The following is an 11,420-nucleotide window of genomic DNA, read 5'->3' on the forward strand; positions in this document are numbered from 1 at the left end:
CGCGGCGACGCAGCGCACGCCGCTTTCGAGCTCCTCGTTGTCCACGGCATAGCCTTGCTCGGCGATGCGCGCCAACTCCTCGTCGAGGGCGGCGCGGGTGGTGAGGGTGTGGGGGGTGTGCCGCTCAAAGTCGCCAGCGGGCAGTAGGGCGTCGCGCCGCGCCCGGTCCATGAGCGCCAGGTGCATCTTGCCCGAGGCGGTGCCGTACAGCGGCCGCCAAGCGCCGACGCGCGAGGCGACGCGCACCGCCTGGTCGGTCTCGACGGCATCCACGTAGACCACGTACTCGCCCTTGCGCAGCACCAAATAGACGGTTTCCCGACACTGTTCGACCAGCCATTGCAGGATCGGCCGCGCCAGCTCCACCTGATTAAGCTGCTGGATCATGGCGCGGCGCAGTTGCAGATTCTTCAGGCCCAGGCGGTAGTTCTGGGTCAGGCGGTTTTCCTCCAGATAGCCCCGGATGACCAGGGTCGCCACCAAGCGCTCGCCGGACGGCCGGCTCAGGCCGAGGCGCTGGGTGATTTCGCCAAGGGACAGCTCATCGACGTCGCCCGAATAGAGCTCCAGCAGGTCCAGGGCCTGGGAAACGGCCTGGATCATGTATTCCGAGGGGTCCTTCTTGGGGCTGCGCGGTTCTTCAAACATCATGCAGGTTGCTCCGAGGGGGCCCGCGGCTCGGCCTCCAACAGGGCCCGGCCGACCCAGCGGCGGGCAAACTGAAAGGCGGTGCGGCCGCAACGTTTACTCTTCTCATGGGACCAGGCGATGGCCGCCTGCTCCAGCTCCTTGCTCCAGGCCACGGCAATGGCATGGCGGCGCGCGAGGGTTTCCACGCACTGCCGCACCACATGCAAATACTGATCCTGCGAGAAGACGTGAAACGCCACCCACAGGCCAAAGCGGTCGGAGAGGGAAATCTTCTCCTCGACGCCTTCGCCGTAGTGTACCTCATTGTTGACCAATTTGGCACCGAGATTGTCGGTGGCGTATTCGGGCACCAGGTAGCGGCGGTTGGAGGTGACGTAGATCAGGGTATTGGCCGGCGCGGCGTACACCGAGCCGTCCAGGGCGCTCTTGAGCACCTTGTAGCTTTTTTCCCCCGACTCGAAGGACAGGTCGTCGCAGAAGACGATGAAGCGGTAGGGTTGCTGGTCGATGGCGCAGAAGATGTCGGGCAGACTGGTCAGATCGTCCTTGTCCACCTGAACGATGCGCAGGCCCGCCTCGGCGTAGCGGTTGAGCAGGGCGCGCACCAGGGACGACTTGCCGGTGCCGCGCGAGCCCCACAGCAGGATGTTGTTGGCCGGAAAACCACGCAGGAACTGGCGAGTGTTCTCCTCGACGATCTGCTTCTGCTTGTCGATGCCGAGCAGCTCCTCCAGGGTGATGTCGTCCACCGCCTGCATGGGTTCGAGATAGCCGGCGAAGGAATGCCGGCGCCAGTTGGCGGCCACGCAGCGTCCCCAGTCGATGGGCGGCACCGGCCGCGGCAGGATCTGCTCGACGGAGGTCAGCACGCGACGCAATTGATCGACGAGTTCCGGGTCGAGGTTCATGGTCTCCTCCAAAACGTCCTCTCCCAGGGCAAGAGAGTCGGGTTAGAGCCGCCCCAGCAGGCGCAGCAGGCCATCGAGGGCGGTCCAGGGATGGGGCGGACAGCCGGGGATGTAGAGATCGACGGGCAACAGATCGCCGATGCCGTCGTGCGCCTCGGGACTGCCGCGAAAGGGTCCGCCGCCGATGGCGCAGGCCCCCGAGGCGATGACCAGCTTGGGTTCGGGCACCGCCGCGTAGGTGTCGAGCAGCGCCCCCTTCATGTTTTCCGTCACCGGCCCGGTGACCAGGATGCCGTCGGCGTGGCGCGGCGAGGCGACGAACTGGATGCCGAAACGCCCGAGGTCGAACACCAGGGTGCCTAGGACGTTGAGATCCGCCTCGCAGGCGTTGCAGCCCCCCGCCGACACCTGGCGCAGTTTGAGGGAGCGGCCGAAGAGTTTTTTCATGCGAGCATCCAGGGCCTGAGCGAGACGCGGCTCGTCGGCGCCGCTCAGCAGATCCTCGCGGCGGCGCGCCGCCAGGCGATGGTCGCGGGTGAACATCAGGGCGGCGGCGCTGCAGGAGGCCGCGCACTCGCCGCAGAACAGGCACAGGCCCAGATCGATGCACGGCCGGCCGTCGCGCACCTGCAAGGCGCCATAGGGGCAGCCGTCCAGGCAGGCGCGGCAGCCCGGCGGGCAGCGCTCGAGGTCGAACCGCGGGCGGCCGCGGAAGCGCTCGGGCAGCACCGGGTCCTGTTGGGGATAGGGCGCGGTGCGATGGCCCTGGCGCAGACGTTCGCGAAGAATCTTCAGCATGGCGCGACTCCCTTCACAGGTCGAAACCGCAGTAGGAGAGGTTGAAGCTTTTGTTGCACAGCGGAAAATCCGAGATCTGCTCGCCGCGCAGGGCCAGGGCCAGGCCGCTCCAGTTGCGGAAGGACGGATCGACGATCTTGTAGCGGGACAAGTGCCCGCGCGCGTCGGTCAGGGCCAGATGCACCAGCTCGCCGCGCCAGCCTTCCACCAGGGCCACGGCCAGGGACTCGGCGGCCGGCGGCGCGACCCGGCGGCGCAGCTCGCCGCCGGGCAGATCGCGCAAGGCGCGCCGCACCCAGGCCAGGGAATCGGTGATCTCGCGACGCCGCACCCGGGCGCGGGCGAAGACATCGCCGCTCTCCTCGATGACGACGTGATCGAAGGTATCGACATAGGCGCCCTGGGGATGATGCAGGCGCGCATCGACGGCCAGGCCGCAGGCGCGCGCCGCCACCCCCACCAGCCCCAAGGCCTCGGCGTCCTCGACCCGCACCCGGCCGGTGCCCTCCAGGCGGGCCAGCACCGAGGGGCTGTCGAAGAAAATCTCCAGGGCGCCCTGGGTGTCGCGGGCCATGCTGTCCAGGCGCTCCAGCATTTTTTCGGCGCGCGGCGCCTCGACATCGAAGGCCACCCCGCCTGGCCGCACCAGACCGCGCCCAAAGCGGCTGCCGCAGATTTCGGCGCCGAGGTTGAGATAGTCGCCGCGAATGCGTCCGCAAAAAGACGCCGTGGGCAGAAAGCCCACGTCCGTGGCCAGACCGCCGATATCCCCCACATGGTTGGCGAGCCGTTCAAGCTCCAGCGCCAGGGCGCGGATGGTCTGGGCGCGCGGCGGCGCGAGCGTTGCGCCCAGGGCTTCGCACACCAGGGCATAGGCCGTGGCATGGCCGATGCTGGTGTCGCCGGCGGCGGCTTCCAGGCGCTGCACCCGCGCCAGGGGATGGGCGCTCGGCAGCTGCGCCTCGATGGCGCGATGCTGGTAGCCCAGGGAGATTTCCAGGTGCAGGACCTGCTCGCCATGGCACTGGAAGCGAAAATGCCCCGGCTCGATGATCCCGGCGTGCACCGGCCCCACCGCCACCTCGTGTACCTCCTCGCCCGCGACGCGGTAATAGTCCATCTCGCCCACCAGGGGATGACGACGCGGATCGCGGCCCCAGGCGTCGCGGCCCGTCCAACTGGGATGAAAACGCAGCGGCTTGAACCAGGGATGGCCCTCGGGCACCAGGCCGTACTGCTCGGCGATCTCGCGCTCGAAGAGATGCACCTGGGGCAGTTCCGGGGTCAGGGATGGATAACGGGCGCCGACGCGGCTGCGCAGCAGCGCGAGCTGCCCCTGCCAGTCGCGGGCGATGAGGGCGAAGAGATCAAACTGCTCCCCGGCGGGCGCGGCGAACAGGGCGGCGATGCGTCCCTGAGCGTCGACCTCTTGGCGCAGGGCGGCGGCAAAGGCGCAAAAGTCGAGGATTTCCAGCGCGGCAAGGGGCACCAGCCCGCAGTTTTTCAGGGTGACCGCGCTCATGAGCGCACCTCCAGCAGATGCGCCCCCGCTTCGAGCAGCTGCCGCAGGGGCTCGGGCAGATAGAGGCCCAGGCCCAGCACCAGCAGCAACATGACCAGGGGCGGCGCCACCAGCAGCAGCCGATCCTTGAAGCGCCCCGGCGGCTCGCCGGCCTCGCCCTGGGTGGCGGCGAGCACCGTGGCGCCCATGCCGATGAAGATCACCGCGAGCAGCAGCAGAAAGGCCGCGGCGATGAACGGCCGGTCGGCGGCGAACAGGCCGCGCAAAATGGTGAACTCGGAGAGAAAAGGTCCGAAGGGCGGCGCGCCGGTGATGGCGAGAAAACCGGCCAGGAACAGGCCGCCGGACAGGGGCAGGACGCTCAGGGCGCCGCGCACCTCGGAGAGATGCTTGCTGGCGAAGGCGCGCTGAATGTTGCCGGCGGTGAGAAACAGGCAGCCCTTGGTCAGGGCGTTGTTGATCAGGTGCAGCAGGGCGCCGAAGGTCGCCAGGCCGCCGATGCCCACGCCCAGGGCGAGAATGCCCATGTGCTCCACCGAGGAATAGGCGAGCATGCGCTTGATGTCGGGCTGGCGCACCATGAACACCGCCGCCAGCAGCAGCGAGAGCAGGCCCAGGCCCACCAGCGCCTGGCGCGCCATGAGCTGGTCGCCCGCCGCGCTCATGAGCTGCATGGCGCGCAGGATGGCAAGAAAGGACACGCTGGTGAGCCCGCCGGAGAGCAGCGCGCCGACCAGGGCCGGCGCCTCGCCGTAGGCATCGGGCTTCCAGCTGTGCAAAGGCGCCAGCCCCACCTTGGTGCCGAAGCCCACCAGCAGGAACACGAACCCGGCGTGCAGCCAGGGGCGGCTCAGGCTCGGGGCGCGCTCCAGCAGCCAGTCGAAGTGCAGGCTCGCCGCCGCGCCGCCGCCCAGGGCCGAGTAACCGACGAACATCAGGCCGAGCATGGCCAAAGCGATGCCCACGGAGCAGAGCAGCAGGTATTTCCAGGTCGCTTCGATGGACAGGCGGTTGCGGTTGAAATAGATGAGCGGCGCGCTCACCAGGGTGGTGGTCTCCACCGCCACCCAGAGCAGGCCCAGGTGGCGGGCGCTGATGGCCAGGGTCATGGCGGAGAGAAACACCAGCAGGCAGGGCACCATCACCCGGTTGCCGCGATCGCGGCGCATGGCGAGATAATCCACGGCGTAGAAGGCGCAGCCCAGGAACAGCAGGCTGGTCACCAGCAGCACCAGGCGCGACAGGGCGTCGAGGCCGATCCAGGAATGAGGAGTCGGCGGCGCACCGCCCGCCATCAGCAGCACCAGGCCCAGATGGGCGGCGCCGGTCGCGGGCAGCAGCCAGGAGCGCAGCTGGTACCAGGGCAGCACCAGGGAGAGTGCGGCGGGCAGCAGGGGCAGCAGAATCAGGGCGACGAGCATGGCGTCATTCCTTGAGCGCCGAGAGGCGCTCGGTGTTGATGGTGGCAAACTCACGGTTGATCTGGTTGAGCACGATGCCCATGACAAACACCGCCACCAGCAGGTCCAGCAGCACCCCGGCCTCGACCACCAGGGGCATGGCGGTGGACAGCAGCACGCCGAAGACGAAGATGCCGTTTTCCAGGATCAGATAGCCCACCACCTGGGTGATGGCCTTGCGCCGCGTCATGAGCAGCAGAAAACCGGTGAGCATGGTCGCCAGGGAGGCCGGCACCAGCAGCCCCTCCTGATGCTCGAGGAGCAGCGGCAGGCGGTCGGCGAAGAGAAAGGCGGCGACCGTCGCCAGCACGCCGAGGAACAGGGTCGGCACCAGGCCGATGAGGGGTTCCATCTCGCGGCGGATGCGCACCTCGCGGATGGCGCGCAGCAACAGCCAGGGGATGAACAGGCCCTTGAGGGTAAAGGCGCCCAGGGCGAGGATCAGGGAATGCCCCGAGAACCCGTGCACCGTCACCGGCAGCAGGGCGAGCAGCGCGCCCTGCAGGGCCACGGCTCGAATGCAGGCGACCAGCCGGGCGCTGCCCAGGGTGAAGAAATTGAGCAGGATGACCACCAGCAGAATGACGCTGTTCACATCGGACATGGACGTTGTCTCCTCAGCGCAGCACCAGGACCAGGGCAAACACCGAAACCAGGGAGGTGCCGATCAGCACCTGGGGAACGCGCACCAGGCGCAACCGCGCCATGACCGATTCAACCACGCCGATCAGCACCGCGAGCAGCAGCAGTCCGCCGAGATAGATGAGCAGATCGAAGAGCCAGAAACCGCTGTTCCAGGGCAGGGCCAGGCGCACCAGCAAAGAGCCGAGCACCATGAGCTTAAGGGCCGCGCCGTAGAGAATCATGCCAAAGGCCGGACCGCTGTGATCGAGGACCATCACCTCATGGATCATGGTCAGCTCCAGATGGGTGTTGGGATCGTCGAAGGGAATCCGCGAATTCTCCACCAGCAGCACCACGAACAGACACACCAGAATCAGGCCCAGGGCCGGACCCGCGCCTGACCCCCAGGCGGCGGGCAGATGCGCGCCGAACAGGGTTTGCAGGGACAAGCCCCCGGAGAGCTTGGCCAGCACCAGCAGGGCGAACATCAGGGTCGGCTCGGCCAGACAGGAAAAGGTCACCTCGCGCGCCGCGCCCATGCCCTCGAAGCTCGATCCGGTATCCAGGGCCGCCGCCGCGGTGAAGAAGCGCGCCAGGGCGAAGAGATAGACGAAGAGAATGAGGTCGCCCTCGAAGGACAGGGGCGCCGACAGGGCGCCGAAGGGCAGCAGCAGCGCGGCCAGCAGCGGCACCACCAACCCGACCACCGGACCGGCGCTGAAAACCCAGGTGGTGGTGCGGCTCAGGACGAAGCCCTTGCGCCACAGGCGCAGCAGGTCGTAATAGGGTTGCAGCAGGGGCGGCCCCTGGCGTCCGGCGAAGCGCGCCTTGGTGCGGGCGATCACCCCCGGCAGCAGCGGGGCGAAGAGCAGCAGCACCAGCAGATGAAGCAGCAAATGAGCGATCATGCACGACTCCTTGCGCGGAACATGAGCAACCCCTCGATTCAGTAGGCGCCGCGGGGCGGGGCGGCATCGCTTTGCGGCAAAAACTCGCCTACAGCTCGGACATTTGCCGCGACGCTCAACCGCCCCGCCCCGCGGCGCCTGGCACGTCTCAGAAGAAACCGCCGAGCAGCAAGAGAACGATCAGGGTCAGCGCCACGTAGAGCAGATAGCAGGCGCTCAACCCGTTTTGAATGAGCGCCCGCAGCCGGCGGAACAACCAGGCCAGGCCGCAAAAGGCGGGGCGCAGGCCGCGATCGAGCACCAAATCCGGGGTGTGGCTGGCAAACTGCCCCGGCTCCGGAAACAGGCCGCGCGCCGCGCCGCCGTGGCGCTCACTCCACAGGCCGAAGCGCAGCAGACGCACCAGAAAATCGGCGAAGGAGCTGGCGCTGTACTGCATGCGCGCGCTGGGCAAGGCATAGCCGCAGCCCCAGGTCTCGGCGCGCGCCGCCCCCCGGGCGCGCCGCCGCAGCCACCAGACGCCCAGCGCCAGAGCCAGCAGCAGCACCCAGGCCAGGGCGCTGATCCAGCCCAGGGGCGCCAGGGGGGCGCTCAGACCCGCGGAAGCCTCCGGCGCGGCGCTCCACAACGCCACCGCCTGCTCCAGCAGCGGCACCAGGGTCTGGGGCAGCAAGCCGATCCAGGCACAGGCCAAAAGCAGCGCGATCATGGGTGCCCGCATCAGGAACGGCGCTTCATGGGCATGGTGGGCCGCCTCGCTGCGCGGCGCGCCGAGAAAGGTCACGCCGAACACCTTGACGAAACAGGCCAGGGCCAGTCCGCCGATCAGGGCCAAAGCGGGCGCGGCGAGCAGCGCCGCCGTCGGCCCCGGCCCCTCGGTCTGCGCGGCGCCAAACGCCCCCAGGTAGAGCAGCCATTCGCTGATGAAGCCGTTGAAGGGCGGCAGGCCGCTGATGGCCACCGCACCGCCGAGAAACAGGGCGCCGGTCCAGGGCTGCGATTTGAGCAGCCCGCCATAATGATCGAGCTCGCGGGTGCCCGTGGCGTGGATCACCGCGCCCGCGCTCAGAAACAACAGCGACTTGAACAGGCCGTGATTGACCACGTGCAGCAGCGCCCCGGCCAGACCCAGCGCCACCAGCGCCTCGACCCCGTAACTGCGCCCGAGCAGGGCCATGCCCAGGCTCAGGGCGATGATGCCGATGTTCTCCACGCTGTGGTAGGCGAGCAGGCGCTTGAGATCGTGCTGGGCCAGGGCCAGGGCCACGCCGAGAATCCCCGAGAGGATGCCCAGGGCGAGCAGGGTGGCGCCCCACCAGGGGGGAATCTCGGCGAAAAAGGAGGTCAGACGCGTCAAACCGTAGATGCCGGTCTTGATCATCACCCCCGAGAGCAGCGCCGAGGCATGGCTGGGGGCGGCGGCATGGGCGCCGGGCAGCCAGATGTGCAGCGGCACCAGGCCCGCCTTGAGGCCAAAGCCGAACAGCCCGAGGAGAAAGATGGCCGCCGCCTCTGCGCCCTTGAGGGTCAAGGCGCCGGCGCCGGGGAACAACAGGCTGCCCGCCGCCTGTTCGAGCAGGGCGAAGAGGGCGAACAGAGCCAGGGTACCGGTGTGGGTTGCGACCAGGTAGATGAAACCGGCCTCGCGCGCCTCGCTCTGGTGCTCCTCGGTGGTGATGAGGAAAAAACCCGAGAGGGCCATAAATTCCCAAGCCAGCAGAAACAGCAGGCTGTTGGCGGCGCTCAACAACAGCATCACCCCGGCGCTGATCAGGCCAAAGAACAGCCGAAGGCGGCGCCCGTTGCCCGGATGGGCGCGCTGCGGCCAGTACGCCAGCCCATAGAGGGCGCCGCTTGCCGCCACCAGGAACAGGGGCAGGAGAAACACCGCCGCCAAGGCGTCGACGCGCAGCGCGAGGGCCCCGCCGGGAATCGCCCAGGGCAGATCGAGGACCAGCGGCACGCCGTGCTTCAACACCTCCCACACCGCCAGCGTGCCGCAGGCCGCTCCCGCCCAGACCAGCAGGCAAGCGAGCTTTTCCGCCCCGCCGCCGGCGCGCGCGGCGAACAATCCCGGCACCCCGGAAAATCCCAACAGCAGCAATCCCGCGACGAACCAGCCCATCTCAGCCCCCGCCCAAGGCCCACAGGGACCAGAGCATGAGCGCTGCTCCGGTCAGGAAGATATAGGCCAGATAGACCGCCGGCTTGCCCTGCTGCAGCCAGCGCAGGCGCACGCAACGCTCGCCCAGGCCGGCGAACAGCGGCTGGAACAGTCGTCCCAGCACCGGATCGGCCGAGGCCTGCGCGCGCCCGACAGGCTGGGGAAAAAGCTCGGCGGGCAGCGCGCCGCCCACGGCGGGCCGCAGCACCGCCGGCAGCATCCGGTTGTGAGCCAGTTCCGCGAAGCCCTCGGCACTGTAGGTCATGCGCGCGCTGGGCAGGGCATAGCCGCAACCCCAGGTTTCTCCCGCCGTCCTCGGCCTCCGGCGCCGCAGGCCGACCAGCAGCAGCGCTGCCGTGCTCACCAAGGCCAGCAGCAGCCAAGCCAGGCTGCCCGGCCCGGCAAGGGGCACGGCAAGCAGCGCCGCGCTCGCCCCGGGCGGCGCCAGCAGGGCCAGGGGCGCGGCCAGCAGGCCCAGGGCCGCGCCGGGAAACAGGCCGATGGCCAGACAAGCACTGAGCAGCAGGGCCTGGGGCAGCAGCAGGGAGGCCCCACCCTCGTGAGCGGTCACCGCCGCGGGACTGCGCGGCACGCCGAGCAGGGCGATGCCCACCAGGCGCACGAACACCAGCAGCGCCAGGGCGCCGGTCAGGGCGAGCAGGCCCACCAGCAGCAGCGGCGGCAGGGCGGCCGCCCCGCTCAGTTGCGTGGCGCCCTGCAACAGGCCGAGATAGAGCAGCCACTCGCTGACAAAGCCGTTGAGAGGCGGCACGGCGACGATGGCCAGGCTGCCGCCGATGAGCAGTGCCCCGCTCAGGGGCAGGCGCTTGAGCAGGCCGCCCATGTGGTTGAGATCGCGGGTGCCGGTGGCGTGCAGCAATCCGCCCGCGCCGAGGAACAACAAGCCCTTGAACAGGGCGTGGTTCCATACATGCAGCAAGGCGCCGGCCAGGCCCAGGGCCGCCATCAGCGGCAGCCCCAGGGCGCGGGCGTAGAGGCTCAGGCCCAGGCCAAGGAAGATGATGCCGACGTTCTCGATGGTGGAATAGGCGAGACAGCGCTTGAGGTCGCGCTGCACGGCGGCCAGGGCGATGCCGTAGAGCGCGCCCAGGATTCCCAGGCCCGCCAGCAACAGTCCCCACCAGGCCGGCGCGGCCGGCAGCCAGGTCAGCACGCGCAGCAACCCGTAGATGCCGGTCTTGACCATCACCCCCGACATGAGGGCCGAAACATGGCTGGGCGCGGCGGGATGGGCCTCGGGCAGCCACACGTGCAGGGGAAACAGCCCCGCCTTGGTGCCGAAACCGACCAAGGCCAGGAGAAAGAGCAGCAGGGCGACGCCCGGATCGGCCTCGGCCAATCGGTGGAAATCGCGGAACTCCAGGCTGCCGGCCAGATCCCCGGCGAGCAGGAACAGGGCGAAGAGCAGGGCGCCGCCCAGATGGCAGGCCAGCAGATAGAGCCAGGCGGCGCGACGCACCTCGGCCAGGCGGTGATCGAAGGCGACGAGGAAAAAGGACGCGAGGGACATGAGCTCCCACACCGCCAGGAACAACAGGGCCTGGGCCGCCGTCACCACCAGGGCCATGGCCGCCACCAGTCCGGTGAAGAAAAACCAGTGGCCGCCCAGGGCACGCTCCGCGCCCTGGGCCTTGAGATAGGCCGCCCCATAGAGGGCACACAGCGGCGCGAGCACGAAAATCGCCAGCAGGAACACCCCGCTCAGGGCATCGACGCTGAGCAGCAGGCGCCCGCCCGGCACCTGCCAGGCCGCCTCCAGGGTGGCCGGAGCGCCGCGTAGGCCGAGCAGCGCGGCGCCCAGCCCGGGCAGGGCGGCCACCAGGGTCGCCCCCGCCGCGCAGTTGGAGGCCAGGGCCGAACGGCGCCCGGCGAGGAGCGCCGCCAGGCCTCCGGCCAACAGAATCAACAGGGCCAGCAGCAGCAGATGAGCAGCCATCAGCGTAGCAAGTCCTCCTCGGCCTGGCGCAGGGCAGTCAAGATTTCCTCGCGGCTGCCCTCATGCTGGATGATCTGGTGAAAGGCGCGGTTTTTCAGGGCAAAGGCCAGCTTGGCGAGCAGATGCAGGTGAAAACGCAGGGTGGGTGAGATCAGGGTGAAGAGGATGCGCACCGGCCGCCCGTCGAGGGCGCCGAAATCCACCGGATGCTCCAGAAAGCACAGGGTCACCGTGGGGCGCGTGACGTGCAGCAGCATGGGATTGCGCGGATGCGGCAGGGCGATGCCGTCGCCGACGGCGGTGCTGGCGATTTTCTCGCGGGCCAGCAGCACCCGGTAGAGATAGTCGCGATCCACCTCGTCGGGCAGGCGCAGATGCTCGACGGTATCGGCCAGCACCTTCTCGCGGGTGGTACCCTCGATGCGGTA

General features: G+C 68.8%; 10 protein-coding genes. All 10 read right to left on the reverse strand.

What is annotated here, in order from left to right:
- The coding region (locus tag QAT43_RS11335) for an IclR family transcriptional regulator (protein ID WP_305043187.1) at positions 1-651 on the reverse strand (651 nt) is incomplete at its 3' end.
- Positions 648-1,559, reverse strand: a complete 912-nt coding sequence (locus tag QAT43_RS11340) for an ATP-binding protein (RefSeq protein ID WP_305043188.1) — start codon at positions 1,557-1,559, stop codon at positions 648-650. The genes QAT43_RS11340 and QAT43_RS11335, both read right to left, overlap by 4 nt.
- Positions 1,560-1,601: 42 nt before the next feature.
- Positions 1,602-2,357, reverse strand: a complete 756-nt coding sequence (locus tag QAT43_RS11345; protein ID WP_305043189.1) for a hydrogenase — start codon at positions 2,355-2,357, stop codon at positions 1,602-1,604.
- Positions 2,358-2,370: 13 nt separating this feature from the next.
- Positions 2,371-3,879 carry a hydrogenase large subunit gene (locus QAT43_RS11350; protein WP_305043190.1) on the reverse strand — a complete coding sequence of 503 codons (1,509 nt, stop codon included), beginning with the start codon at positions 3,877-3,879 and terminating at the stop codon, positions 2,371-2,373.
- Positions 3,876-5,300: a proton-conducting transporter transmembrane domain-containing protein gene (locus tag QAT43_RS11355; RefSeq protein ID WP_305043191.1), complete on the reverse strand. Its 1,425-nt coding sequence runs from the start codon at positions 5,298-5,300 to the stop codon at positions 3,876-3,878. Before QAT43_RS11355 ends, QAT43_RS11350 begins: the two co-directional genes overlap by 4 nt.
- Before the next feature lie 4 nt (positions 5,301-5,304).
- Complete coding sequence (locus tag QAT43_RS11360; protein ID WP_305043192.1) at positions 5,305-5,943, reverse strand: hydrogenase; 639 nt, start codon at positions 5,941-5,943, stop codon at positions 5,305-5,307.
- 13 nt (positions 5,944-5,956) lie between these two features.
- A complete protein-coding gene (locus QAT43_RS11365) occupies positions 5,957-6,868 on the reverse strand; it encodes a respiratory chain complex I subunit 1 family protein (RefSeq protein WP_442900249.1) in 912 nt (303 codons plus the stop codon).
- Positions 6,869-7,019: 151 nt separating this feature from the next.
- A complete protein-coding gene (locus QAT43_RS11370; protein WP_305043194.1) occupies positions 7,020-8,996 on the reverse strand; it encodes a proton-conducting transporter transmembrane domain-containing protein in 1,977 nt (658 codons plus the stop codon).
- Between the two features lies 1 nt (position 8,997).
- A complete protein-coding gene (locus tag QAT43_RS11375) occupies positions 8,998-10,992 on the reverse strand; it encodes a proton-conducting transporter transmembrane domain-containing protein (RefSeq protein WP_305043195.1) in 1,995 nt (664 codons plus the stop codon).
- A partial coding sequence (locus QAT43_RS11380; protein ID WP_305043196.1) for a PTS sugar transporter subunit IIA occupies positions 10,992-11,420 on the reverse strand: 429 nt, incomplete at its 5' end. The genes QAT43_RS11375 and QAT43_RS11380, both read right to left, overlap by 1 nt.

The organism is Geoalkalibacter sp., assembly GCF_030604225.1.
GTDB lineage: Bacteria > Desulfobacterota > Desulfuromonadia > Desulfuromonadales > Geoalkalibacteraceae > Geoalkalibacter.

Coding starts and splice junctions, on each gene's coding strand:
- QAT43_RS11370 (WP_305043194.1), bottom strand. CDS start 8,996: ATGGGCTGGTTCGTCGCGGGATTGCTGCTGTTGGGATTTTCCGGGGTG.
- QAT43_RS11375 (WP_305043195.1), bottom strand. CDS start 10,992: ATGGCTGCTCATCTGCTGCTGCTGGCCCTGTTGATTCTGTTGGCCGGA.
- QAT43_RS11360 (WP_305043192.1), bottom strand. CDS start 5,943: ATGTCCGATGTGAACAGCGTCATTCTGCTGGTGGTCATCCTGCTCAAT.
- QAT43_RS11340 (WP_305043188.1), bottom strand. CDS start 1,559: ATGAACCTCGACCCGGAACTCGTCGATCAATTGCGTCGCGTGCTGACC.
- QAT43_RS11345 (WP_305043189.1), bottom strand. CDS start 2,357: ATGCTGAAGATTCTTCGCGAACGTCTGCGCCAGGGCCATCGCACCGCG.
- QAT43_RS11355 (WP_305043191.1), bottom strand. CDS start 5,300: ATGCTCGTCGCCCTGATTCTGCTGCCCCTGCTGCCCGCCGCACTCTCC.
- QAT43_RS11350 (WP_305043190.1), bottom strand. CDS start 3,879: ATGAGCGCGGTCACCCTGAAAAACTGCGGGCTGGTGCCCCTTGCCGCG.